This is a genomic window from Streptomyces sp. NPDC127068 (assembly GCF_042724695.1).
GTDB lineage: Bacteria > Actinomycetota > Actinomycetes > Streptomycetales > Streptomycetaceae > Streptomyces.
Genome location: NZ_JBHXEN010000034.1, coordinates 35,306 through 61,535, shown reverse-complemented (window position 1 = coordinate 61,535; position 26,230 = coordinate 35,306). Strand labels below are relative to the sequence as shown.

The window sequence follows — 26,230 nt, the reverse complement described above, 5'->3', positions numbered from 1 at the left end:
GTTGACAATGAGGAACATAAACGAAAGTTCGAGTCCGGCTAAACCTGGAGATCTAAACCCGTTGCCGGTGCGGATGCCCGCCTGTAGCGTCGAGAATCACGTGAAATGAATGAGTGGTTGCGCACCTGGAGCAGGATTCCTCAAGGAATAGAGGCACGGCATGGGAAACCCGACCGACGAGCACATCTTTGCAGACCGTCTGTTGAACGGTTGGCTGCGCAGCGTGGGGCTGGACATCGCGTACACGCGAGCAGCAGAGAACACGCTGTACTTCGTGGACGAAGAGGGTCAGGAAGTTGCCGTTCTCGACTACGTGTGCGGCTTCGGCTCCTTGATCTTCGGCCATAACAACCGGGACATCAGAGAGCATGCGAAGTCCGTTCTGGACCAGCAGGTCCCGGTGTTCGTCCAGTTGTCCCGGCAACCCCATGCCAACGACGTAGCGGCGGTGCTCAACGGCATCCTGCGACGCGAGACGAACGACGACCGTCACTACTCGGCGATCTTCGCCAACAGTGGCGCCGAGGCCATCGAGATCTGCCTGAAGCATGCGGAGCTGGAGCGGCAGGCCCGGGTGTCGAAGCTCACCGATGACGTCGCCGCGCACATCGAGGATGCGCGAGCGGAGGTCAGTGCAGGGCGGGCCACCGTGGCCGAGAACCCGTACGTGCCGGTCGGTGGAGTTCCTGACGGCAGCGACGCACTCGAATCGCTGGTCTCCGAGATCGAGCGCCGGAATGCGCATCTGGCGACGAAGAAGCCCGTGCACCTGGCGCTGGAGAACGCCTTCCACGGCAAACTGGTCGCCAGCGTGCAGCTGACCCAGAACCCGAGTTGGCGGACGCCGTTCACCTCGCTGGCCTCCTCGACCCGCTTCCTCCGGGCCGATCAGCCGGAAACCATGGCGAAGGCGATCGAGGACCTCCGCGAGAGCCTGTTGGACGTCGTGGTGAGCGACGGCGTGGTGCAGGTGGTGGAGCGGGACTTCCCCGTGATCGGAGCCTTCTTCGTCGAGCCGGTCCAGGGAGCGAACGGCATGCGACCGGTGACGGAAGCGGCTGCCCGCGAGATCAGGGCGCTGTGCGACGCGGTCGGTTGCCCCCTGGTCATCGATGAGATCCACAGCGGCATGGGGCGCACGGGTGCCTTCCTGGCCAGCTCCCACATGGGGTTGCAGGGCGACTACTACGCACTGGCCAAGAGCATCGGCGGCGGGGTCGCCAAGAACTCCGTGGCGCTCTTCCGGCAGGACCGCTTCCGCCCGGAGTTCGAGGTGATGCACAGCTCCACCTTCGCGAAGGACGGGTTCTCCGGAGCCATCGCCCTGAAGGTGCTGGAGATGCTGGAGGCCGATGACGGCCGGGCGTACCAGGTGGCTGCCGAGCGCGGCAACCGACTGAAGGGCATGCTCAACTCGGTCAAGTCCGATTTCCCGGATGTCGTGGACACCGTGGAAGGCATCGGCCTCATGCTCGCCCTGGAGTTCCGGGACCACTCGAACGTGTCGTCGGAACTCATGCAGGAAAAGGCCCGCTCAGGGATGCTCGGGTACCTGATCGCGGCGTACATCCTGCGCGAGCACCGGATACGCGTCCTGCCGATCGGGCCCGCAGGGAACTCCGTCCGATTCGAACCGTCCATCTTCCTGACGGACGAGGACATCGCACGGACGGAGTCCGCGCTACGGGACGCCTGCACGATCCTGCGGAACCAGGACGCACACCGCCTCACGCCCTGACGACGAACGGGGCGCCCGTCGCACGGGTCGACGGGCACAGCGCTGAACCGGCAGATGACCAAAGATGGTTGGATTGGCAGAGAGAGGTGTCCGTCATGAGCAGTGCGAAGTCGGCCGAGTCCCTGGCGTCGGGCTTGCTGGAGCACGCGCTCAGCGCTGCACGTGCGGCTGCCGTGCGCGCGGCCGTCACCCTGGGCTTGCCCGAGGCCCTCGGCGACGCGCCCGCGACGGCCGAGGAACTCGCGACCGCGGTCGGCGCGGATCCGGCGGCCCTGCGACGGTTGCTGCGAGCGCTGACGTCCTACGGCGTGTTCGCGGAGGACGGCGAAGGGGCGTTCGTCCACACGGAGATGTCGCTGGCCCTGCGCGAGGACTCCCCGCACAGCCTCAAGCACCTCGTGCTGTGGTGCACCGAGCCGTGGCTCTGGTCGCTCTGGGGCCGTCTCGACGAGTCGGTCCGGACCGGAAACGAAGTGTTCACCCAGGAGCACGGCCGGAAGTTCTACGAGCACTTGCACACACAGTGGCCGGAGTCCGCGAAGACCTTCGACCGCGCCATGACCCAGCAGACCAAGCTGTCCGCGGCCGTCCTCGCCGACCTGCTCCCGCTGTCCGGTGTCGACACGATCGCCGACGTCGGTGGGGGGCAGGGGCTCGTCCTCGCCACGGTGTTGGAACGGCACCCGGAGCTCCGGGGGTTCCTCCTCGACCTGCCCGACGTGGTGGCGCACGCCGACGCCCGGGTGCACCCCGGCGGTGAGCTGGCCCACCGCGTGCAGTTGGTGCCCGGCGACTGCCTCCAGGAGGTTCCCGTGCAGGCGGACCTCTACCTGTTCAAGAACATCCTGGGGGTGGACGAGGACCGGTCGGTCCTGATCCTGCGCAATGCGGTGAAGGCGGCGCGGCCGGGAGCCCGGATGGTCATCGTGGACAACTTCGTCGACGCCGACGGCCCCGGGCAGCAGCTCGCCTCCGCGATGGACCTGCGGATGCTGCTCGTCATCGGCGGTCAGAAGCACACCCGAGCCGGGTTGCTGAAGATCGCGGAGCGGGCCGGCCTGACCGTGCACGGGGTGCGCCCGGTGGACTCGTCCCTGCACATGATCGAGGCGACCGTGCCCGAGTAGTCGGCGAGGTGGTGCAGTCCACCGGGTCCGACCGGCGGTTCGCCGGTCGGACCCGCATGTGTCGGGGGCGCGGTCAGCCGACGACGACCGCTTTGGTCTGCATGAGGAACTCGCCGAGGTATCCCTCGTGGGGAAGGCCGGGGCGCGTCCAGGTGGTCGGATGGTCGCCGACGTGGATCTTGTTGATCGTCGGCTCGGTGACCAGCGACTCGATGAGCTCGCCGTCGTCGGTGAAGACCGTGAGCGACAGGGTGTCGCGCAACGGCGCCATCCAGTCGCCCTCGCGTCGCCACGGCAGGACCCACACGCAGGGGAACCCCATCTCGATGCGGGCCTGCGGGGCGTCCTGGCGGTCGAGCAGGAACACCGCCGGGCGCAACACCGCCGAACCGTCACCGAGTTCGTGGACGACGGTGTCCGCACCCAACAACGGACGTGCGTTCCCCGCCTTGGCCCACAGGTACGCGTCCACGGTGCGTGCGACGGCGGCCTGGCGGACCGGCAGCCTGGCGCGCTCGTCACCCGGCGGCAGCGAGGGGAGCCCGCCCAACCGGGTGGCGATCGCCTGGGCGACCGGTGCGGGATCGCCCTCCACGAACACCGCGGTGGCGTTCACGCAGCCGGTGCCGGCGTGACTGGCGATGGACTCCGTGATGGTGTCCAGGTGCCGTACGACGTCCACCCCGGACGTGAGCAGGATCTTCGACCTGCCGGGCCCGAACGGCATGACGAGGGTGCTGGCCGCGTACTTCCGGGCCACCTCGTCGGCGCCGAACGCGATGGCGACGTCCGCTTCGGCGACGAGCCGGTCGGCCGTCGGGTGGTCCGTGGGCAGCAGGACGACCTGGTCGTTGTCGTAGCCCACCTGCCGCAGTGCGGCGACCAGCCGGTGGGCGGTGAAGGGCTCCCGCCCGGACGGTCGGATCGCCACCCGGTAGCCGAGGGCCAGCGCGTCCAGCCACGCGGTGTGCACGGCGGGGGAGTTGGCCGGCGCGTGCACCATCAGGACCTCACCGCGGCGGGTCCACACCCCGGCGCCGAGCTTGGTGCGCTCGTCGCGCCAACTGTCCGCCGCCCCGAGCGGGCGGGCTTGGCGCACGCTCTCGCACGCGGTCGCCGCGTAGGCGCCGACCTCCTGGGCCAAGTGCCGTACGACGGAGATGGGGATGCCGGACACCTCGGCCACGGTCCGGTGGTACGCATCGGGGGAGACCCCGTCTACCGAGCCGCTGGCGAAGAGCCAACCCGCCCTGGTCAGGAGCTTGTTGCGGCGCGCCGGATCCGGTGGGGTGGCCCGGCGCAGCGCCCGGATGTTCCGCTGGGCGAACAACCAGGGCACGAGGCTCAGTTCGGCCACCGGTTCGGAGGTGACGGCCCGGACGATTTCGCGGTTGCGGCTCTGGTACGGCCCTCCGATGCCGAGGGCGTGGAGCTGTGCCGGTGCGGTGGACGGGCTCCGCACGTCAGTAGACCCCTTCGATCACGGCGGCGTCGCCGAACTCCTGGACCGGCTTGATCTCCGACACCGCGTCGCCCGGGTAACCGAGTCGGTGCGGATGACGGATGCCGGTGTCCCGGTCGAGGTTGTTGGGCAGGAACAGGTTCCGTGTGATGTGGTGCGTGACCACTTGACCCCGTTCCCCGTAGGCCACGTTCTGCCCGGTGGCGGGATCGACCACCGAGAACATGGAGAACGGGGACGGCGGGTCGAAGACGGGGGACTCGCCGGCCGGTGCCCCGGGCCGTTCCGGCATCGCACAGAAGATCATCGTGCTGCCGAAGATGCTGACGAAGTTGACCTGCGGGAAGACCTCGGTCCGCAACAGATGGCGCGTGTCCTCGTCCATCGACGTGCCGCCGTAGATGATCGTGTTGACCTTCGCGTTGATCAGGTCCACCAGGTGTTCGCGTTGGCAGACCGCCTCGATGAGCGGCGGCGTGATGACCATCACGCGGATGTCCTGGCTCTGGAGGATCCATTCGATCTGGTTGACCAGGTGGTTGACGTACTCCTTGAGCTCGCCGACGGCGCCGCGGGCGGTGACGAGTTTCGCCCAACGGGGGTCCAGGTCGAGGGTGAAGAAGACGCTCCGGAACCGTACGGCGGTGTCCTGGGCGAGGATGCCGGCCATGTGCGGTCCGGCCGGCATGACGCCGAGCCAGTTGTCACCCGTGGCGATGCCGTGCTCGACCAAACGGTGGTGGTACCAGGCCCAGGACTGCTCGCGGACGTCGGGCAGGACGAACACCCGCTTGGGCGAGCCGGTCGTTCCGCCGCTCTCGCCCACCACCGGAGGCGTGGGCAGTGCGTCGATGCTGCCGTAGCCCCTGGGCACCAGGTCTTCTATCCGGACGTTGCGCAGCTCGTCAACGACGTTGGGGAACAGGGAAAGGTCTTCCACGGTCCGCACGTCCTTGCGCGGGTCGAAGGCCAGTTTCTTCCCCAGCTCCTGCCAGAACGGGGAACCGGTCTTCGGGTCGAAATGCCAGGCCATTGCTTCCTGAATGAGGTCCTGCGCCTCCGGCGGGCTATCCCACGAATTGTCGAGTGCGGATGCGGCACGTGAGGTCATTGCCTTGCTCCTCGGCATTCTCTTTCAATGGTCGGCTGAGTAGACGCGGATGGTGAATGTGTTTCACACTCGGGCGGCCAGATGTGAAAGTCTCTGTGTTGCCTCCGCAGTCCCTTCCGAAGGTACAAGGCTGGATACTTCGGCCGCTAGCCCCAGGTCGTCATCCGATGGAACGCCTGGTTTTACAACCGTGGATTTAGTCTCGTTGCCGTAGTCATGGCGGTGTGCGTAGTCTGCTGTGTGCTGCCTCTCCGCTGAGAGAGAAAAGCAGGAGCGATGGGGACCAGGCGTTCGCATGCTCACCATCGATCGGGCCGCGGCAGGAAATGAGCGCGGCCAGCGGAATGTCGCCATCGGATGTCCCGGCGCTTCTCGGCTCGACTTCACCGTGCGGACGGTGAGCGTGGCGAGCAACTGCGCGGCCACCGCCCCCCGTCCGCCTCGACCGCGGGAGAACGACGCGTCCCGACCGACACGGGCCCTCGGATCGCAGCGGTCGGCCCGGGCGGGCGTCCGTGGGAGGCCCCGAGGCCGGCGCTGGGTCGAGCAGCACCCATCCGAAGAACCACCACAGGACAGCGGGCAGGAGCGAAGCATGAGCGGAACCGGTTACGACGTGATCGTCGTGGGAGCGCGGTGCGCGGGGTCACCGACCGCGATGTTGTTGGCGAGGAAGGGGTACCGGGTCCTGGTCGTGGACCGGGCGACCTTCCCCAGTGACACGCTGTCGACGCATCTGGTGCACCCGCCGGGCGTCGCGGCACTGCGCAGGTGGGGCCTGCTGGACAGACTCGTGTCGACGGGGTGTCCGCCCATCCACACGTACGCCTTGGACTTCGGTTCCGTCGTGCTCACGGGCGGTCCCGGCACCGTGGCCGAACCGGTGGCGTACGGACCGCGTCGGATCGTGCTGGACAAGCTGTTGGTGGACGCGGCGGTCGAGGCGGGCGTGGAGGTCCGGGAGGGCTTCACGATCTCTGAGGTCGTCTTCGACGACGACGGCCGGGTGGTGGGGGTGCGCGGGCGGGAGCAGGACGGTCCGGTGGTGACCGAGCGGGCGCGGGTGGTGGTGGGCGCGGACGGACTGCACTCGCTGGTGGCGCGGGCGGTGGCTGCCCCGCAGTACAACGAGAACCCCAAACTGATGTGCGGCTACTACAGTTACTACAGCGGGCTGGACATGGACGGCGTCTTCAGGGCGCACTCCCGCCCCTACCGCGGGTTCGGGGCGTGGCCGACGCACGACGGTCTGACCCTGGTCGGTGGCTGCTGGCCGTTCGCGGAGTTCAACGAGGTGAAGAAGGACCTCGAAGGCAATTACCTCAAGAACTTCGAGTTGGCGCCGGCGTGGGCCGAGCGCATTCGTGGGGCCAAGCGTGAGGCACGGGTGGTCGGTGCCGCCCTCCCGAACTACTTCCGCAAGCCCTACGGGCCCGGCTGGGCGCTGGTCGGTGACGCCGGCTACTGCAAGGACTTCTTCACCGCCCAGGGAATCAGTGATGCGTTCGTTTCCGCTGAGCTCTGCGCCAGTGGCCTGGACGACGCCCTGTCCGGGCGGCAGCCGTTCGACGTGGCGATGGCCGATTACCAGTCGGCCCGTGATCAGCATGCGCAACCGGTCTACGATTTCACGATGCAGGTCTCCACACTGGAACCCCTTCCCCCGGAGTTGCAGAAACTCTTGGAGAACATCGAGGGGAACCAGCCGGCCATGGACGCCTTCGCCCAGGTGAACTCGGGGGTGCTGTCGATGTCGCAGTTCATCGCCGATTGGGACCGGAGCAGCTGAGGTTCGGCGAACCGGCCCTTCGGGAACGTCGGGCCGGCGCCGACCCGAAGAAACCGTCCGCACGGTCGCGGACGGTTTCTTCAGGTCGTGGTGGCCCGCGCCGCCCGGATTCCGTGCCCGCGGGACCCCGTGGCGCGACGGTCGGGCGGCCGTGCGCTCACCCAGTCCGGTCGACGGCGTCGTCGGCACTGCGCCGGTGGACGAGTTCCCCGGACTTCCACACATGGGTGATGCGGTCCTGGTCGGCCAGCAACGTGACGTCGGTCAGGGGGTCCGTGTCCACCGCCAGGAGGTCGGCGTCGTAACCGACGGCCAACCGACCGGACCGCGGGGCGCGGGGCCCGAGCGTGTCGGGGCCGTGGGCCGTGGCCGCCTCGATCGCCTCCAGCGGGCTCAGTCCCGCAGTGATCAGATGGGCGAACTCACTGGCGTGCTTGCCCCAGGAGAGCGGTCCGTTCCGGTCGCTCGTACCCAGGTCCGTACCCAGCGCGATGGAGACCCCGGCCCGGTGCGCGAGCTGGATCGCCCTGAGGTGCCGCTCGGCCATGAGCGCGAAACGGTCCCGCCAACTGGGCGGCAGGGCGGCGACGTTGTGCCGCAGCGCCTCGTAGATGGTGCGCGTGGGCACCAGCATCATGCCCCGCTCGGCCAACAGGCCGGCACACTCCTCGTCGAGTTCGGTGCCGTGCTCGATGGTGTGGCACCCGGCCTCGATCGCGGCCAGGATCCCGGCCCGTCCGTGGCAGTGCGCCGCGACGACCCGGTCCGCCCGTGCGGCCTCGGTGACGATCGCGTGCAACTCCTCGCTGCGGTACTGCTGGTGGTGCGGGTTGTCCACCTCGCTCAGCACGCCGCCCGAGGTGCAGATCTTGATCACCTCGGCCCCCGCCCTGAGCTGGAGGCGCACGGCTCGGACGCACTCGTCCACACCGTCGGCGATGCGGAGCGTCCCGCCGGACCGGCACGGGTCGGTCACCCAGCGGTAGGGCAGGCGATGCGCATCGGTGTGCCCACCCGTCTGCCCGATGACCTGGTTCGCACTGTAGATGTTCGGGCCGACCAGGGTGCCTTCCCGGACGGCTTCCGCGAGCACGCAGCCGTGGCCGCCCATGTCCCGCAGGCTGGTGAACCCTGCGCGCAGGGCCGCCTCGGCGTCCTTGACGCTGCGGGCGACCGCCAGCGCCTCGGGCGTGAGCATCAGTTCCTCGGTGTTCACCCGACCGCGGATGCCGGCGAAGTGCACGTGGCAGTCCCAGAGGCCCGGCAGCAGGGCGGTGACCCGCGTCGGCTCCAACGACCGGTCGTCCTCGCTCAGCTGGGCCGTCGGTCCCGCGAACTGGATGCGGCCGTCGGCGTGCACCACGGTGCCGTTGACGGTGGGTGTTCCCGACCCGGGGATGATCAGGTCCGCGTCGATGCGATGCCTCACGCCCTATGCCTCCGCAGCCTGGCGTCGCGCGATGCTCGCGCGCAGTGCCTTCTTGTCGATCTTGCCGATGGCCGTGGTGGGCAACTGCGCCACGACCTCCATCTGTTCGGGCAGCTTGAAGAAGGCCAACCCGAGTGCGCGCAGGAACCGGCGCAGCTCCAACAGGGTGGGTTCCTGTCCCGTTTCCGGCACGACGTACAGGTGGACGACCTCTCCGTACAGCTCGTGCGGTGCGCCGACGGCAGCGGAAGCCCGCACGGCGGGGTGCCGCGCGACCATCAGCTCCAGGTCCTCCGCCGGGATCTTCTCGCCGCCGCGGTTGATGATGTCGCGCACCCGGCCGTTGACGACGAGGTCGCCCTCGGGTGTCCTGGTCGCCAGATCGCCCGTGCGGTAGAAGCCGTCCGGGGTGAACGCCTTCGCCGTGGCGGCCGGGTCCCGGTAGTAGCCCGCGACGGTGTACGGCCCCCTGGTGAGGAGTTCCCCGGTGGTGCCGTCCGGGACCTGACGGCCTTGTTCGTCCACGATCAGCACCTCGTCCATCGGGGAGGTGGGGCGCCCCTGGGTGTGGACGATGACCGTCTCGTCGTCGGTGAGTCGCGTGTAGCAGAGCAGGCCCTCGCTCATGCCGTAACACTGTTGGAGCGTGGCGCCCAGCACGGAGCGGATCCGGCTTGCCAGTTCGGGAACGGGGCGGGCGCCGCCGACCTGGATCACCCGCAGGCTGCTCAGGTCGGCGGTCGTCTCAGCCGCGGCGGTCAGCCACTGCATCGCCACGGTCGGCACGAGTGCGCAGTGCGTCACGCGTTCCCGCTCGATCAGGTCGAACGCCTGCCGGGGATCGGTGGGGTCGCCCAGCACCACCGTGCCGCCCGCGGCCAGGGTGCCCAGCACCCCGGGGCAGTTCAGCACGAAGCCGTGTGCGGCGGGCATCACGGCCAGACAGACGGAGTCCTCGGTGACCTCGGCGATCTCCGTGGCCGCCCTGATCATGTAGGCGTAACCCGCATTGCCCCGGGGAATCACCTTCGGCGGCCCGGTGGTGCCGCCGGACAGCAGGAACACGGCGGCGTCCCCAGCACGACCGTCGCTCCGGTGTGCCGCGGTGGTGGCCGCCGCACCCTGCTCGTCCCAGGGTGCGCCCGGGTCGCACAGCGCGGCGAGGTCGACGTCCCCGGCCGTGCCGTCACCGAGGGCGAGGACGTGCCTCAGGGACGCGTGCTCCTTCCGCAGGCGTCGAGTCGACTCCGTGGTGAGCGCCGACCTGGTGTCCGTGCGCACGGCGAGGGCGACCGGTCGGGCGGTGCGCACCACATGACTGAGTTCGTACTCGCCGAACCCGGGCAGCACCAGGACCGGGGGAGCCCCGATGTCGATCAGTGCCAGGGTCAGGACCAGGAACTCCGTGCAGTTGGGCAGTTGCACCACCACCCGGTCGCCGGCGCGTACGCCGAGTCCTTCCAGACGTCGTCCGGCCACGGTGACCGCCCGGTGCAGCTCGCCGTGCGACAGCGTCGTCGTCCCACTGACCACAGCACGGCGATCGGGGGAACGCAGCCGTGCGGCCCGCAGCAGATCGGCGATCCGCTCCTCGCGCCACAGCCCGGAGCGCAGATAGCCCTCGGCCCGTTGCCGGTCGATCGTGGGTACGTCCGGATCCAGCGGCCGGGCGTCGAGCGGGCTCATCGGGGCGTCTCCCGGATGCCGCCCGCCAGCTGTTCGATCGTGTAGTCGACCTGGTCCCACAGGTTGATCGTGACGTCGAATCGTTCGCGCAACTGGATCTCCAAGTCGGTGGTTTCGATCGAGCTGAGGCCGAGATCGGCTCGGATTCGGGTAAACGGTTGGATCTCGTCCAGCTTTTCCCCCGCGATCCCGATATCCAGCAACAGCTTTTTCAGTATGTCCACGGACACGGTGACGTCCCCTTGTTGTCAGACGGTGAAGATCCGGGGTGGCGACGTTTCCGCATTCTTGCGGAACGGCGTTGCGGCGGCGCAGGCCGAGGCTAATCGACACCTGCTGGCGTGACAATGGCCTAGTACGTCGGTCGTAGGCGGTCCGTAGCCGTTCGAGCCTCAGGCAAAACCGGCAGTTCAGTGAGCCCACCTGCACACCTGTTCCATCGAACTCGGTGAATCCTGATCGTCATCCACCCCCAACTCAGGTGCGATGTGGTGAGGTCGTAGAACGGCATTAGATCAACCGGTGTATTCCCGATGGTGGCGGGATTTGAGATTCTTGGGTTATGCCGGACAAATATCGCAAGCCTGCGGCGTGCGGTGGTAGCCGTGAAAGATTCTTCCTGATTCTCAGGACGGTGTCGTCTCAGATAGACGCACCGATGCCCGACCCCTCGGGTGACACGGTGTTCAGGCAGTTGGGGGTCTTGGAGGTGGGCGGTGGAACAGTCGTACGCAATTCCTTACCCGCAACTCGGGTCCGTGCTCGGAGAGCAGGAAATCGGAGTGCTAGCCCAGTTGGTCAACTCTGGTGAGAACCTGTCGGGGGGGCGATGTCGGGAGGAGTTCGAGCGGTGTTTCCGTGAATACCTCTCCGTGCCGTACGCGCTTTCGGTGACGAGCGGGACCGTCGCCCTGGAGATCGCGATACGCCTGCTCGACCTGGACGTCGGGGACGAGGTCATCGTCACCCCGCAGACCTACAAGGCCAGCGCACAGCCGCTGTTGAACTACCCGGTAAAGGTGCGCTTCTGTGATGTAGACCCGGTCTCGCTGAACATCGGACCCGAGCAGTTCGAATCGTTGATCACCAGTCGCACCAAGGCGCTGATCCTGGTGCACTACGGCGGGTTGCCGTGCGAGATGGACCCCATCATGGCGATCGCGCGTCGGCACGGCATCACGGTCATCGAGGACTGCGCGCACGCGCTCGGCTCCGAGTACCGGGGCCGCAAACCCGGCACGCTGGCCGACATCGGCTGCTTCAGCTTCCACTCCAGCAAGAACATCACCACCCTCGGTGAGGGCGGGATGATCACGCTGTTCGATCGGACGCTGGCCGACCGGGTGGACCGCATCCGGTCCAACGAGGCCGATGCGGTCTACCACGAGAAGGTGCGCGCCATCGGGGAGCGCACCAGCGCGCACCCGTGGATGATGCATCCCGGCTTCGCCTTCACCCACGGCTGCGCCGCGATCCGCTACGGCGGCACGAACGCCACGCTCGCGGAGCCGAACGCGGCGGTGGGCATCGTGCAACTGGCCAAACTGGACGAACTGGTGAGGCGGCGGACCGAGATCGCCGCCACCTACACCGAGGTGCTCAAACAGTTCCCCGGCGTCCGGATGCAGGAGGGCCCCGACCCGGTCCGGCACGGCTACCACCTGTACACGTTCTTCGTCGACCCGGCCAGCGGCATCCTGCGGGACCGGCTGGTGTCCCGGCTCGACGCACTCGGCGTGCAGATGCAGTTGCGGTACTTCCCCCTGCACCTGCTCCCCGAATGGCGGGCCAGGGACCACGACGCCGGTGAGTGCCCGGTGGCCGAGCGCATGTGGTTCGAGCAACAGGTCAACCTGCCGTGCCATCCGGGAATGACCGACCGGCAGGTCGACCAAGTGGTGTCCAGGTTGGACACCGTCCTCCGTCAGGAGGTCCGAAACGTACCGATCACGTCGGGAACGGCGCACAAGGTGGAGGGAAACCCGCAGTGTCCGAAGTAGAGCACTACGACATCGTTGTGGTCGGCGGAGGCCCGGTCGGTCTCGCCTCGGCGTGGCACGCCGCTCGCCGCGGCGCACGCGTGGCGGTCTTCGAGCAGTTCGCCTTCGGCAACGAACAGTGCGGCACCAGCGGGGCGGAACGGCACTGGCGGTTGCAGTACACCGAGCCGGACCTGTGCCAGTTGACCGGGGAAGCCCTGCCCCTGTGGCGGGAACTCGAACGGGCCAGCGGGCACCAACTGCTGCACGCCTTCGGCAGCCTGTGGTTCGGCGACATCGACGTGGCCACCAACGAGGGCAAGATCTCGGCGACCGCCCGGACCATGGACAAGCTGTCCATCCCCTACGAATGGCTCACCGCCGCCGACATCGAGCGGCGTTACGGCTTCGCCGACCTACCCCGCCACTTCGAGGGGTTCGTGCAGCCCGACGGCGGAGCGGTCGACGTGCGGGCCACGGTGGACGGCCTGCTCCGGCTGAGCGAATCGGCGGGGGTCGTGCTGCGGGCGGGCGAGTCCGTGCAGGAACTGGTGCCCGACGGCGAGGGCGTGCGGCTGCGCACCACCCGCGGCTGGTGCCGGGCGGGCAAGGTGGTACTGGCCAACGGCCCCTACGTGAACCGGCTGCTGGAACCCCTGGGCGCCCGACTGGACCTCAACGTCTTCGAGATGGCGCTGGTGACCCTGCGGCAACGGGACCCCCGGGCCCGGTACCCGTTCTGGTTCGTCTTCCAGGAACCCACCGAAGAGGACACCAACCTGTTCTACGGCTTCCCGCCCAACGCGTGGCAGGACACCGACGTGGTCCGGGTCGGTCCCGTGTTCGAGGTGAACCCGCTGGACGATCCCGAACGGGCGACCGGCAGCCCGGACCCGCGCCACGTGTCCCGGGTGTGCGACTGGGTCGACCGGCACCTGCCCCTGGTGGACGCGCGACCGCTGGCCCGCGAGACCTGTCTGGCCGTCCTGCCCGCCGACCCCGAACGGCAGTTCTTCCTCGGCACGGCCGAGGGACTGTTCGACGGCGGGGACAACGTGGTGATCGCCACCGGTGGGTGGGGGTTCAAGTTCGTGCCGCTGCTGGGCAAGGTCTGCGCCGACCTGTGCGTGGACGGCGCAACCGACTACCGCGTCGAACGCCTCATGCTGCCCGACCCGACCCACCCCTAGCTGATGCGTACGGACCCGTGGTCGATGCTTCGTCTGCAAAGGAGATTCTCCGGTGACATCCGCAGTCCCCGTCTCGGGTGCTCAATACGACGGCGCTGTCGTCGACATCGCCGTCGTCGGGATGGCGGGCCGGTTCCCCGGCGCCCCTGACCTCGACGCCTACTGGCACAACCTGCGCTCCGGCGTGGAGTCGATCGAACGCCTGACCGAGGATGAACTGCGGGCCGAGGGGCTCAGCCAGGACCTCATCAGCGGACCCGACTACGTACCGGTCGCGCCGACGCTCGAAGGGATCGCACTCTTCGACGCCAGGTTCTTCGGCTTCACGGCACGGGAGGCGGCGCTGCTCGACCCGCAGCAGCGGCTCTTCCTGGAGAGCGCCTGGCACGCGATGGAACACGCCGGGATCGACCCCGCCCGGTCCGGTACCGCCGGGGTGTTCGCCGGCGGCAACATGCCCGCGTACCTGATGTCCAACCTGCTCGGCGGCCATCGGATCGTGCTCGACTCGACGATGTTCGAGTTGCAGATCCACAACGACAAGGACTACCTGGCCAGCCGGACCGCCTACAAGCTCGGGCTCACCGGACCCGCGGTGAACGTGCAGACGGCGTGCTCCACCTCGCTGGTGGCGGTGCACCAGGCCGCCGCGGCACTGCGCTCCGGCACCTGTGAGCTCGCCCTCGCCGGCGGCGTCTGCGTCCGGGTGCCGCACCGCGTCGGATACCGCTACGAACAGGGCCTGATCTACTCGCCGGACGGGCACTGCCGCCCCTTCGACGCCGACGGCGCGGGCACGGTCTTCGGCAACGGGGTCGGCGTGGTGGTGCTCAAGCGGCTGACCGACGCCCAGCGCGACGGCGACCGGGTGCTCGCCGTGCTCAAGGGCTCCGCGGTGAACAACGACGGCGCGGACAAGGTGGGGTACACCGCGCCGAGCGTGCGCGGACAGGAAGCGGTGGTCGCCGAAGCGATCGCCGACAGCGGGGTGCCCGCCCGCTCGATCACCGCGGTCGAGGCGCACGGCACGGGGACCCGTGTCGGTGACCCCATCGAGATCACGGCGCTCACCCGGGCGTTCGGCAGGCAGACCGCCGACACGCAGTTCTGCGCCGTCGGCTCGGTCAAGTCGAACATCGGCCACCTGGAGTCGGCGGCGGGCATCGCCAGCTTCATCAAGGCCGTGCTCCAGCTCCAGCACCGGACCCTGGTGCCCAGCCTGCACTTCCAGCAGCCCAACCCGCGCATCGACTTCCCGTCCACTCCGTTCTTCGTCAACACGGAACTGCGCGAGTGGCCGAACGGAGCGTTCCCCCGTCGCATCGGGGTGAGCTCGTTCGGCATCGGCGGCACCAATGCGCACGTGGTGCTGGAGCAAGCGCCGGAACCGGCTCCCACGGCACCCTCCGACCGACCGCAGCTGGTGGTCCTCTCGGCGAAGACCCCGGCCGCGCTGGACGCACTCAGCGGGGCGGTCGCCCAGCGGCTCGCCGAACTGCCGCAGCGCCCGCTGACCGATGTCGCGCACACCCTCCAGACCGGTCGCGGGGCGATGCGCTACCGCAAGGCGGTACTGGCCGCCGACACCGCCGAGGCGGCAGCACTGCTGTCCGGGGCGGAGCCCGGCCGGGTACGCGGCGCGGACGCGGGCCTCGCCCCGGCGAAGGTGGTGTTCCTCTTCCCCGGGCAGGGCGCCCAGTACCCCGGGATGAGCCGGGGCCTCTACGAGAGCGAGCCGGTGTTCGCCGAGGCGATGGACGAATGCGCCCGCCTGCTGGACGAGCCCCTCGGCATCGACCTGCGCACCGTGCTCTACCCGAGCGACCCCGCCGAGGACGGACTGACCCACACCACGCTCGCCCAGCCGGCCCTGTTCGCCACCGAGTACGCGCTGGCCCAGCTGCTGCTGTCCTGGGGCGTCGAACCGGACGTCATGGTGGGGCACAGCATCGGTGAGTTCACCGCGGCCTGCCTGTCCGGGGTGCTGTCCCTGGCGGACGCCACGCGCCTGGTCGCCCTGCGGGGCAAGCTCATGCAGGACCAGCCGACGGGAGCCATGGTTTCGGTCGCCGCCGCCGCTGCGGACGTCGAGCGGCTGCTGCCGCCCGGGGTGTCCATCGCGGCCGTCAACGCGCCCTCGCTGTGCGTGGCGTCCGGGCCACACGAGGCGGTGGCCCAGCTCTCCGAACGGCTCGCCGCCCGGGAGATCACCGTCCGCCCGCTGCACACCTCGCACGCCTTCCACTCCGCGATGATGGACCCCGTGGTGGAGCCGTTCACCCGCGCCGTGGCCGAGTCCGTGCTCGTCGCCCCCGGCCGGCCGTTCGTCTCCTGCGTCACCGGGGAACCCCTCACCACCGAGTTGGCCACGGACCCGCGCTACTGGGGCACGCACATGCGCCGCCCCGTGCTCTTCGCCGACGCGGTGCGCACCGCGGTCGGCGACCAACCCGCCGTGCTCGTGGAGGTGGGGCCCGGCAACACGCTGAGCACCCTGGCCCGGGCCGGCGCGGAGGACGGCCGCCCCCGGTCGGCCGCCGTCACCACCATGCGCAGGCCGGACGAGTCCGCCGAGGACGGACAGGTGCTGCGCACCGCCGTCGGTGACATCTGGCTGTTCGGCGGCGCCGTGGACTGGCGCGCCCTGCACGAGGGCCGCCGCAACCGGGTGGAACTGCCCGGATACCCGTTCCAGCGCGATCGGTACTGGATCGAGCCGCGCGGCACGAGCACGTCCTCCGTGGCGGACATCGGCGGGCAGATCGCCGAGCACGAGGAGCCCGAGACGGAGCAGCCCACCAGGGCGGCCCGGCCCGGCACCCTGGTGACCAGCTACGTGGAGCCGGCGGACGAGCTGGAGCACACCATCGCCGGGGTCTGGGAGGAACTGTTCGGCATCGCGCCGATCGGGACCCGGGACAACTTCTTCGAACTCGGTGGTCACTCGCTGCTGGCCACCCAGGTCCTCAACCGGCTCCAGGCCACGGCCGGGGTCACGGTGCCGTTGAGCAAGCTGCTGGCCACGCCCACCATCAGCGGACTCGCCGAGCAGCTGCGCGAGGCCGGCGCGACCGAGGTCGACGACCGGTTGGCCGCCGTCGTGCCGCGACCGGAGCAACGCTTCGAACCGTTCCCGCTCACCGAGATGCAGCAGGCGCAGTGGATCGGCCGGCTCTCCAGCTTCGACATGGGCGGTGTCGCCCCGCACCTGTACTTCGAGTTCGACAGCCGCACCATCGAGGTCGGCCGGCTGGAAGCCGCCTGGCAGCGGGTGGTGCAGCGACACGACATGCTGCGCATGGTCGTCCTCCCCGACGGCCGGCAGCGCGTCCTGCCGGACACCACGCCCTACCGCTTCGAGGTGCTCGACCTGCGCGGCGCGCAGGCCGAGGAGGCCGAACGGGAACTCGCCGCGATCCGCGACCGGATGGGCACCGAAGTGCGTCGCGCGGACGTCTGGCCGCTGTGGGAGGTCAGGGTCAGCCTGCTCCCGGACCACCTCGTCCGCGTGCACATCAGCTTCGACCTGCTGGTCGCCGACGTGTCCTCGTTCTTCTACCAGCTCCTGCCCGAGTGGCGGGAGTTCTACCACGAGCCCGAACTGGACCCCTCGCCGCTGACCCTGTCCTTCCGCGACTACGTGCTCGCGGAGGAGGAACTGCGACAGACCCCGCGTTACGCACGCGCATTGGAGTACTGGCGCAAGCGGGTCCGTGAGCTACCCTCCGCACCCGAACTGCCCACGGTGCCGGCCACCGGCAACGGTGAACGGCTGGCGTTCGTGCGCCGGCACGCCCGGCTGGACGCCGAGGTGTGGGGCAGGATCAAGGCCAAGGCGGGCGAGTTCGGCGTCACCGCGTCCAGTGCCATGCTCGCCGCGTTCGCCGTCACCATCGGCACCTGGAGCAAGAGCCAGCGGTTCACCCTGAACTTCACCGCGGTGAACCGGTTGCCGGTGCACGAGGAAGTCGACGACCTGGTGGGCGAGTTCGCCTCCTTCGACCTGCTGGAAGTGGACGCGGTGTCGGCGGTCGACTTCGCCGAGCTGGTCCGCGAGCTGCAACGGCAGAGCTGGGACGACTTCGAGCACCGCTACGTCAGCGGCGTGCGCATCCTGCGCGAACGGGCCAGGGCGCGCGGGGGCGCCGGCGACGTCATGCCGGTCGTGTTCACCAGCGCACTCGGCAGCGATGTCGACGGCAAGCCCGCACCGTCCCCCGTGGACTGGCTCGGCGAGCAGAACTACTTCATCTCGCAGACGCCGCAGGTGACGATCGACCACTTCCTGCTGGAGTTCGGGGGCAATCTGGAGCTGGCCTGGCACGCCGTCGACGGCTTGTTCCCCGAAGGGCTGATGGCCGAGATGTTCCAGGCCTACCAGGACTTCGTGGTGGGCCTGGCCGAGACCGACGGCTGGCACCGGGCCCCGGTGCTCGACCTGCCGCCCGCGCAGCTCGCGCCCAGGGCCGCGGCCAACGACACGGACGGCGAACTGCCGAGCGACGTGCTGCCCGCCCGGGTGCTGGCCCGGGCCCGTTCCACCGAGCCGGCGGTGATCGCCGAGGACCGCGTCCTCGACTTCGCCGAACTCACCGGGCGCGCCGTGGCGTTGGCCGGGACGCTGACCGCGGCCGGATTCGGCCCGGGGAGCGTGGTCGGCATCGGCTTGGCCAAGGGGTGGCGCCAGATCGTGGCGGCCCTGGGAGCCTCCGCGGCGGGCTGCACCTACGTGCCGCTGGACCCCGACCTGCCGGAAGCCCGCCGTCGCTGGCTGGTCGAACAGGCGGGCATCGGCTGCGTGCTGGCCGAACCGGGGACGGCCGCGCACTGGCCGAACGCGCCGCAGGTGCTGCCGGTGTCCGAGGACGCCGAGGGGTCCCCGGTCGACGCGGCGCAGTGGATCTGTCCGGCCCGGCCGGAGGACACCGCCTACGTCATCTACACCTCCGGCTCCACCGGAACGCCCAAGGGCGTGGCGGTCAGCCACCAGGCCGCGCTGAACACCCTGGTGGACATCGAGGAACGGTTCGGCGTCCAGCCCGGCGACCGCGTCCTGGGGCTGTCCGCGCTCAACTTCGACCTCTCGGTGTTCGACGTGTTCGGGATGCTCGCGGCCGGCGGGGCCATCGTGCTTCCGGACGCCGCGGACCGCCGCAACCCGGCCCGCTGGGCCGAGCTGTGCCAGCAGCACGGGGTCACCCTGTGGAACTCGGTGCCCGCCCTGATGCAGATGCTGGTGGAGCACGTCGAGGCGGCGGGCGACCCGACTCCCGTCTCCTCGTTGCGGCTGGCGCTGCTGAGCGGGGACTGGATCCCGCTGTCCCTGCCGGACCGGTTGCGCACGGTGGTGCCCTCGATCGAAGTGATCAGCCTCGGCGGCGCCACCGAAGCCGCGGTGTGGTCGATCGCCCACCCGATCGGTGCGGTCTCCCCTGACTGGCCGTCCATCCCCTACGGGCGCCCCCTGCGCAATCAGCGCTTCCACGTCCTCAACGACCGCATGCGGCACGCACCGGTGTGGGTGCCGGGGCACCTCCACATCGCCGGGGCGGGCCTGGCCGAGGGCTACTGGCACGACGAGCAGCGCACCGCCGAGTCGTTCCTGGTGCACCCGGAGACGGGGGAGCGGCTGTACCGCACCGGTGACCTCGGTCGGTACCTGCCCGACGGCACCATCGAGTTCCTCGGCCGCGACGACTTCCAGGTCAAGGTCGGCGGTTACCGGATCGAGCTGGGGGAGATCGAGCACGGGCTCGCCCAGCACCCGCAGGTCGTCAACGCCGTGGTGTCCGCGCTCGGGCCCCGTACCCAGCAGCGGCTGGTCGCGCACGTCGTGCCGACCGCCTCGGACGACCGGGACGAACCGGACTTCGCCGACCGGTTGCGGGCCCACCTCGCCCTGTCGCTGCCGTCCTACATGATCCCGTCCGACTTCGTGCTCATCGACGAGATGCCGCTGAGCAGCAACGGGAAGGTCGACCGCTCGGCCCTGCCCGATCCGCAGCGCGCGGGCAGCGGCGAAACAGCGGAAGGGAGGGAAGGCGCGGAAGGGGCGGAACACACCGGGGCGCTGCGCACGCTGCTGACCCTGGCGGCCGATCTGCTCGGGGTGGACCAGCCCGGGGCGCGGGACAACTTCTTCGAGCTGGGCGGCGACTCCATCATGGGCGTCCAGTTCGTCGGCCGGGCGAACGCCGAGGGCATCGCGATCAACCCGCAGGACCTGTTCGAGAGCACGACGTTCCTCCAACTGGCGCGGGCCGTACCCGTCGAGACGGGCATCGAGAGCGCGGGCCCGGCCGTGGCGCTCACCCCGCACCAGGCACTGGCGAGCGCCCAGGTGGGCTCGGTGGTGCTGGAGGTGCCGGACGCCTTCGACCCGGTACTGGCCGGACGGGCGCTGGGCGCACTGCTCCACCGCCATCCGGCCCTGCACACCCGGGTGCGGGCCGAGGACGGGCACGCCGTCGCGGTGCAGCCCGAACGGGCCGGGGACCCCGAGACGCCCGAGGTGCCGGAGATCGACCTCAGCGCCCTGCCCGAGGAGGTGCGGGCCGACGCGGTGCCGCAGATGCTCGGCGAGATGACCGAGGAACTCGACATCGGGGCCGGGCCGACGGTCAAGCTCGCGGTGTTCCGGCTGGGCGAGCAGGGCAGCGTGCTGGCCTGCACGGTGGCCCAGGGGCTGATCGACGACGCCTCCGTGATCCTCTTCTGCCGGGAACTGGTCCAGGCCTACCAGCGGCTGGCCGCCGGCCAGTCGGTGGTGTGGAGCGCGGGCGCGGGTTCGCTGCCGGCGTGGAACCGGGGCCTGCGCCGGGACCCGGTGCATCCGGCCGGGCTCGCCGAGGCCCCCGGCACTCCGCCGGAACTGCCCCGACAGCACACGATCGAGCTGACTGCCGCGCGCACCGCGGACCTGCTCTCCGCCGCGGCAGCCAGCTACCACCTGGACCCGACCGAGGTACTGGCGGCGGCTGCCTCCGCCGCGCTGGGCCGGGTGCTGCCCGAACCGCCGCAGCTGCTGGTGGAGCGTTCGCTGCGGGCCGACCTGGCCGGCAGCGAGGAACCCGCCGGCCGTCTGGTGGGCCGGGTGACCGAACTGCGGACGGTGGAGCCGGTGGCGGCCGGCACCGCGCCGAGCCGGTTCCTGCCCGCGGTGAAGGCCCAGCTCCGGGCCTCGGAACCGCACCCGGTCCGCGGGACGACCCTCGCCGTGCGGGAACCGGTGACCTGGGACCGCGTCGACGGCGCGATCACGGTTCCCGCGGACTTCGCCGGAGTGGCCGGAGTCGCCGGATGGCACGACCGGACGGTCGGACAGCTGAGCACGGCCGTGGTGGACGGGGCCCTGCGCCTCCGCTGGCAGCTGGACGGCGCCCTGACCGAGGCCGAACGGGACCGCCTGACCGTCGCGTTCGACGCAGTGCTGGAGGAGATCGCCGCGCACTGCCGCGGAGCGGGGGAGGGCTCCTACGAACCGTCCGACTTCCCCCTGGCCGGTCTGTCCGAAGACGAACTCGACGAATTCCTCAATGAACTGCGGTGACGTGTGACGAAGGCGGACGGGACAGCGATGACTGACGACGGCGCGAGCAAGCGACCTGTCCGCGATATCGCGGACATCTACGAACTCTCCCCGATCCAACAGGGCCTGCTCTACGAGCAGCTCGCCCAGCCCGGCCTGGGCATCTACGTGGAACAGCTGCGGCTGGAGTTCTCCGGGACGATGCACCCCGAGCACTTCGAGCGGGCCTGGCAACTGGTGGTCGACCGGCATCCGATCCTGCGCAGTTCCTTCCACTGGCGGAAGAACGGCACCGTGATGCAGGTCGTCCACGGCACGGCCCGACTCCCCCTGGAGACGCTGGACTGGCGCGCACTCGACGACCGGACGCAGGAGGACCGGCTGGAGGCGTCCCTCGACGCGGAGCGGGCGGCCGGATTCGATCTGGCCGACGTGCCGTTGATGCGCAGCACGTTGATCCGGCGCGGTGCCGAACGGTGGACGTTCTCCTGGCGGTTCTCGCACCTGTTGATGGACGGCTGGTCGTTCACGCTGGCCATCCAGGACTTCATCGACCACTACCGGCTGCTCTGCCGGGGCGGGCAGCCCACCACCTCCCCGGGGCGGCCGTACCGCGACTACCTGTCCTGGTGGCGCGACCGGGACAGCACGGCGGCACGGGAGTTCTGGCGCAGGGAACTGGCGGACTACCGGCCGGTCGAACAGGTGCACCTGGGCGGGATCGAGGTGCCCGCGGGGGAGTCCACCCACGCCCACTTCGAGCAGCTGCTGACCGAGCTGGCTCCCCGGCTGACCACCCTGGCCCGGGCGGAACAGCTGACCCTCGCCACACTGGCCCAGGGCGCCTGGTTCATCGTGCTGGGCCGCTTCCTCGGTCGCACCGACCTCGCCTGCGGGATCACCATGGCGCACCGGCCCCCCGACCTGGTCGGCTCCACGGACATCCTGGGACCGATGATCGCCACGCTACCGCTGCGGCGGAAGCTGGACCCCGCGATGGTGCTGCGGTCCTGGCTGCGGGAGTTCGGCAAGCACGTCGTCGAGGCGAGCCAGCACAGCGCCGTGCCCTTGCCCGAGATGCAGTCGTTGCTCGGTCTGGACACCGCGGTGCCGATCCTCCAGAGCAGCGTCTCCTACGAGAACGTGCCGATGCCGGACTTCGACCTCGCGGACGTCGGAGCGGAGATGACCGGGCTGGCCTACGACGGCAGGCCCCACTTCCCGATCACCATGGTGATCATGCCGGGCGACGACATGCCGCTGCGGGTCGTCTACGACCGCAGGAGGGTCGCCGACGACGTCGCGAAGCGCTTCGCCGACGAGGTCGTCTCGGTGCTGACGCAGATCATCGAGCGTCCGGAGGTGACCCTGGGGGAGCTGTCCTTCCTGAGCACCCCGCGGCCCGAGGTCACCCCGCTCGTCCAGCCGGCGGACGCCTGCCTGCACGCGACCTTCCGGCGGCACGCGACCGCTCGTCCCGACGCGGTCGCCGTGCGCTGCGAGAAGCAGACACTCACCTACCGGGAGCTGGACGAGTACTCCGACCGCATCGCCGCCGCGTTGGTCGAGCGCTGTCCTGGCGTGACCCGCGTGGGTCTGAGCCTGCCCCGCACCGTCGATCTGGTCGCGGCCATGGTCGGCGTGTTCAAGGCGGGTGCCGCCTACGTCCCCCTGGACCCGGACTACCCGCCGAGCAGGCTGGCCGACATCCTCGCCGACTCCGCCGCGGAACTGGTGCTCACCGACGGCGTGCCGGACGGATGGCTCGCCTCCGGTGACGCGGCCGTGGTCACCCTCGCGGACGTGGCCGGGCAGCCGGCCGCCGGCGAACCGCCGGCGGCCACCGACCCCGACGCGGCGGCCTACCTGCTCTACACCTCCGGCTCGACCGGTCGGCCCAAGGGCGTGCCGATCACCCACCGCCATGTGCAGAGCCTGCTGGCCGCGGGCCGTGAAGCCTTCGGCTTCACCGCGGAGGACGTGTGGACCTTCGCCCACTCCTTCGCCTTCGACTACTCGGTGTGGGAGATCTGGGGGGCACTGGGCAACGGCGCCGAACTGGTCGTGGTGCCGCGGAAGACCGGACGCGATCCGCGCGCCCTGGCCCGCCTGATCGCCGAGGAACGGGTGACGGTGCTCAGCGAGACGCCCTCGCTGTTCGAACACCTGGTGCCCGAGCTGTCCGGCGACACGACGCTGCGCAGGGTGTTCCTCGGCGGCGACCGGCTCGACCCCGCGATCCTGCGGCCCTGGTTCGCCCGGTTCGGCGACCGGGACGTCGAGTTGTACAACCTCTACGGGGTGACCGAGGCCACCGTGGTGTCCACCTACCACCTGGTGCGCCCGGAGGACCTGCGCACCGACCGGCCGATCCCGATCGGTCGTGCGCTGCCCAACCAGCGGGTGTACCTGCTCGACGAGCACGATCGCCCGGTCCCGGTGGGCGCCACCGGTCAGTTGTGCGTGGCCGGGCACGCGGTCGCCTCCGGGTACCACGCCCGGGACCCGCTCACCGCACAGCGCTTCGGCGTCGACCCGTTGGTCGGCTCGCCCTCCGACCCCGTCCCCCTGTACCGCACGGGTGACCTCGCCACCGGCACCTCGCAGGGCGAGTACCGCTTCCTGGGGCGGGCGGACTCACAGGTCAAGGTGCGGGGGTTCCGCGTCGAACTGGGCGAGATCGAGGCCGCGCTGCGGGAGGCCCCCGGCACCGGGTCGGCGACGGTGGCCGTCCACGGCACCGGCGCCGCGCAGCGGATCGTCGGTTACGTCGTCCCCGAGGAACCGGACCCGGCGCTCGCTGCCGAACCCCGACTCGCCGAACCGGTGCGGGACTTCGTTCGCGCCCGACTGCCCGAGCACATGGTGCCGGTCGCGGTGTACCTGATCGACCGGATTCCCACCACCCCCGGCGGCAAGGTCGACCTCGCCGCCCTGCCCGCACCGGACGACGTGACGGCGGGTCAGTTCATCGCCCCGAGGACCGAGACCGAACACCTGCTCGTCCGGCTGCTGTCGGAGGTGCTGGAGGTGCCGAAGGTGGGCGCGGGCGACACACTGGGCGAGCTGGGCCTGCACTCGATCGGCGCCATGCAACTGACCGCCCGGCTGCGCAGCGAACACACGCTCGACCTCGCACTGAGCGAACTGCTGGCCGCCCGCACGGTGGCCGAGCTGGCGGGCGCGCTGGACGCCGTGCGCCCGGTGACGGCAGGGGAGGCACGGTGAGCGCCACACCGGAAAGGCCCGCACCGGCGGAGCGCCACGACAGTCCCGAGAACCAGGAGTGGCGGGCGCGGGTCCGGCAGTTCGCCGAGGAGAAGATCGGCCCCCTCTCCGCCAAGATGGACAAGACGGCCAGCCTGGACGCCACGCTCCGCGAGGAGCTGTTCGCGGCGGGTCTGATGTCGGTGGAGATCCCGCGCGGCTACGGCGGCACCGGGGGCACCCTCTGCCAGCTGGTCCTCACCATCGAGGAGGTGTCCCGGGTGGACCCCGGGATCGCCGTCGGGGTCCACGTCCACAACGTGCTCGTCGCCGGAACGCTGCTGCGGCACGCCACGGGCGATCAGCGCAGGAAGTACCTCCCGCTGCTGGCGACCGGGAAGATCGGGGCCTTCGCCCTGTCCGAGGAGCAGGCGGGCAGTGACGCGTTCGCCCTGACCACGGTCGCCCGGGAGGGCGACGGGGGGTACGTGCTCCACGGCCGCAAGCGGTGGACCAGCAATGCGCGCAACGCCGATCTGCTGCTGACCTTCGCCCTCCTCGACGACGGCGGGCCCACCGCGTTCGTGGTGCCCGCCGACGCCCCCGGGGTGTCCATGGAGAACCGGGTGGAGCAGATGGGGGTGAGGGCGGCGGCCACGTCGGACGTGGTCTTCGACGGAACCCCGGTCCGTACCGCCCAGCGCATCGGCCCCCCCGGCGGCGGCCAGACGGTGGCCATGGGCGGACTGGACCTGGGACGGCTCGGCATCGCCGCCCAGATGATCGGCCTCGCCCAGGGGGCGCTGGACGTGGCGGTCGGCTACAGCCGGTCCCGCGCGCAGTTCGGCAACCGCATCGCCGACTACCAGGGCGTCCAGTTCCCGTTGGCCGACGTGGCCAGTCAGCTGGCCGCGGCGAGGGCGCTGTTGTACGAGACGGTCGGTCTCTTCCAACGCGACGCCGACCCGGTCGAGCGGATCCGCTACACCGCCATGGCGAAGTACACCGCCTCTCAGGTGGCGGAGCGGGCGGCCTCGGTGGCCGTGGAGACCCTGGGCGGGAACGGGTTCACCGACGCCTATCCGGTGGAGCGGTTCTACCGGGACGCCAAGGCGGGGAAGATCTACGAGGGCACGTCCAACGTGCTGCTCCGCAACATCGCTTCGATCATGATCGGGGTGAGCCCGGGTGACTGACCGGCCGCGTCTGCTCTGCTTCTCCTACGCCGGCGGCAACGCCCAGACGTACGTCCGGTGGCGGCGGCCGTTGGGCGAGGGCGTGGAGGTGTGCCCCATGCAGTTGCCCGGCCACGGCGAGCGGATCGGCGAACGGCCCGAGCACCGCTGGGACGCGCTGCTGGACGACGTCCGGACCAGGCTGGCGACCATGGTGGACCGGCCGATCGCCCTGTTCGGACACAGCCTCGGGGCGCTGCTCGCCTTCGAGAGCGCCCGGATGCTGGTGGCGGAACACGGCGTCCAGCCGGTCAGGTTGCTGGTATCGGGCCACCGGGCGCCGCAGCTCCCGATGCGCGAGGAGGCACTGCACCACCTGCCGGACACGGAGTTCCTGGCGAAGCTCAGCGAGCGCTCGCGCACCTTGCGGGCACTCACCGATCCCGGGTTCCGCAAGCTGCTGCTGCCGATCCTGCGGGCCGACTTCACCGCGTCGGAAACCTACGCCTTCACGGAAGGACCACCGTTGACCTGCCCCGTCACCGCGCTGGGCGGCGAGGAGGACCGGGACGCCGAGCTGGCGGAACTCTCCGAGTGGCGGCAGCACACCACCGGCGGGTTCGAGTTGCTCGCCTTCCCGGGGGACCACTTCTTCGTCGACGACGCGTGGGAGACGGTGGTGGCCGCGGTCGGTGATCGACTGCGGCCGCGCACCGGGGCCGCCGGAGCCGGCCGGCCACGCGGCTGAGCGAAGAGCGGCGGGGATCGGCCCGGTGCGTCAGGCGCCGGGGCGGTCCCCGCCCTGTCAG

General features: G+C 70.1%; 14 protein-coding genes. 9 read left to right on the top strand and 5 right to left on the bottom strand.

The genetic code is table 11. The annotated features are described in order from the left end of the window. Positions 1–160: 160 nt before the first annotated feature. Positions 161–1,738, top strand: coding sequence for an aminotransferase class III-fold pyridoxal phosphate-dependent enzyme (locus ACFWIA_RS21780; protein WP_387007562.1), 1,578 nt, complete (start codon positions 161–163; stop codon positions 1,736–1,738). A 95-nt stretch (positions 1,739–1,833) separates the two neighbouring features. Next, entirely contained in the window at positions 1,834–2,865 is a 1,032-nt protein-coding gene (locus ACFWIA_RS21775; RefSeq protein WP_387007560.1) for a methyltransferase, read from the top strand. Between the two features lie 73 nt (positions 2,866–2,938). On the opposite strand, the gene ACFWIA_RS21770 is transcribed toward ACFWIA_RS21775, so the two are convergent. Then, entirely contained in the window at positions 2,939–4,327 is a 1,389-nt protein-coding gene (locus ACFWIA_RS21770) for an aldehyde dehydrogenase family protein (RefSeq protein WP_387007558.1), read from the bottom strand. 1 nt (position 4,328) lies between these two features. Continuing rightward, positions 4,329–5,360, bottom strand: a complete 1,032-nt coding sequence (locus ACFWIA_RS21765) for a phenazine antibiotic biosynthesis protein (protein ID WP_387007556.1) — start codon at positions 5,358–5,360, stop codon at positions 4,329–4,331. A gap of 673 nt (positions 5,361–6,033) precedes the next feature. On the opposite strand from ACFWIA_RS21765, the gene ACFWIA_RS21760 reads away from it, so the two are divergent. Next, positions 6,034–7,227, top strand: coding sequence for an NAD(P)/FAD-dependent oxidoreductase (locus tag ACFWIA_RS21760; RefSeq protein ID WP_387007554.1), 1,194 nt, complete (start codon positions 6,034–6,036; stop codon positions 7,225–7,227). 157 nt (positions 7,228–7,384) lie between these two features. Here the strand turns inward: ACFWIA_RS21760 and ACFWIA_RS21755 are convergent, their stop codons facing one another. The 3 genes from ACFWIA_RS21755 to ACFWIA_RS21745 are packed head-to-tail and all read right to left on the bottom strand — an operon-like array spanning position 7,385 to position 10,572. Further along, on the bottom strand, positions 7,385–8,656 hold the full coding sequence (locus ACFWIA_RS21755; protein ID WP_387007552.1) for an amidohydrolase family protein: 1,272 nt from the start codon (positions 8,654–8,656) through the stop codon (positions 7,385–7,387). 3 nt (positions 8,657–8,659) lie between these two features. After that, on the bottom strand, positions 8,660–10,342 hold the full coding sequence (locus ACFWIA_RS21750; RefSeq protein ID WP_387007550.1) for a (2,3-dihydroxybenzoyl)adenylate synthase: 1,683 nt from the start codon (positions 10,340–10,342) through the stop codon (positions 8,660–8,662). Further along, positions 10,339–10,572: an acyl carrier protein gene (locus ACFWIA_RS21745; protein WP_387007549.1), complete on the bottom strand. Its 234-nt coding sequence runs from the start codon at positions 10,570–10,572 to the stop codon at positions 10,339–10,341. Before ACFWIA_RS21745 ends, ACFWIA_RS21750 begins: the two co-directional genes overlap by 4 nt. 486 nt (positions 10,573–11,058) lie before the next feature. Between ACFWIA_RS21745 and ACFWIA_RS21740 the strand changes: the two genes are divergently transcribed. Genes ACFWIA_RS21740 through ACFWIA_RS21715 form a run of 6 tightly spaced genes read left to right on the top strand, consistent with a single transcriptional unit; the run spans position 11,059 to position 26,169 of the window. Further along, entirely contained in the window at positions 11,059–12,342 is a 1,284-nt protein-coding gene (locus ACFWIA_RS21740; RefSeq protein WP_387007547.1) for a DegT/DnrJ/EryC1/StrS family aminotransferase, read from the top strand. Then, positions 12,330–13,511: an NAD(P)/FAD-dependent oxidoreductase gene (locus ACFWIA_RS21735; RefSeq protein ID WP_387007545.1), complete on the top strand. Its 1,182-nt coding sequence runs from the start codon at positions 12,330–12,332 to the stop codon at positions 13,509–13,511. Before ACFWIA_RS21740 ends, ACFWIA_RS21735 begins: the two co-directional genes overlap by 13 nt. 52 nt (positions 13,512–13,563) lie before the next feature. Then, positions 13,564–21,060 carry an amino acid adenylation domain-containing protein gene (locus ACFWIA_RS21730; RefSeq protein ID WP_387007543.1) on the top strand — a complete coding sequence of 2,499 codons (7,497 nt, stop codon included), beginning with the start codon at positions 13,564–13,566 and terminating at the stop codon, positions 21,058–21,060. A gap of 27 nt (positions 21,061–21,087) precedes the next feature. Further along, on the top strand, positions 21,088–24,267 hold the full coding sequence (locus tag ACFWIA_RS21725; protein ID WP_387007541.1) for an amino acid adenylation domain-containing protein: 3,180 nt from the start codon (positions 21,088–21,090) through the stop codon (positions 24,265–24,267). Then, on the top strand, positions 24,264–25,442 hold the full coding sequence (locus tag ACFWIA_RS21720) for an acyl-CoA dehydrogenase family protein (RefSeq protein WP_387007539.1): 1,179 nt from the start codon (positions 24,264–24,266) through the stop codon (positions 25,440–25,442). The genes ACFWIA_RS21725 and ACFWIA_RS21720 overlap by 4 nt, the downstream gene beginning before the upstream one ends. Next, positions 25,435–26,169 (top strand): thioesterase II family protein, encoded by a 735-nt coding sequence (locus ACFWIA_RS21715; protein ID WP_387007537.1) that lies wholly within the window; start codon positions 25,435–25,437, stop codon positions 26,167–26,169. The genes ACFWIA_RS21720 and ACFWIA_RS21715 overlap by 8 nt, the downstream gene beginning before the upstream one ends. Positions 26,170–26,230 lie beyond the last annotated feature (61 nt).

Coding starts and splice junctions, on each gene's coding strand:
- ACFWIA_RS21750 (WP_387007550.1), bottom strand. CDS start 10,342: ATGAGCCCGCTCGACGCCCGGCCGCTGGATCCGGACGTACCCACGATC.
- ACFWIA_RS21775 (WP_387007560.1), top strand. CDS start 1,834: ATGAGCAGTGCGAAGTCGGCCGAGTCCCTGGCGTCGGGCTTGCTGGAG.
- ACFWIA_RS21765 (WP_387007556.1), bottom strand. CDS start 5,360: ATGGCCTGGCATTTCGACCCGAAGACCGGTTCCCCGTTCTGGCAGGAG.
- ACFWIA_RS21780 (WP_387007562.1), top strand. CDS start 161: ATGGGAAACCCGACCGACGAGCACATCTTTGCAGACCGTCTGTTGAAC.
- ACFWIA_RS21725 (WP_387007541.1), top strand. CDS start 21,088: ATGACTGACGACGGCGCGAGCAAGCGACCTGTCCGCGATATCGCGGAC.
- ACFWIA_RS21760 (WP_387007554.1), top strand. CDS start 6,034: ATGAGCGGAACCGGTTACGACGTGATCGTCGTGGGAGCGCGGTGCGCG.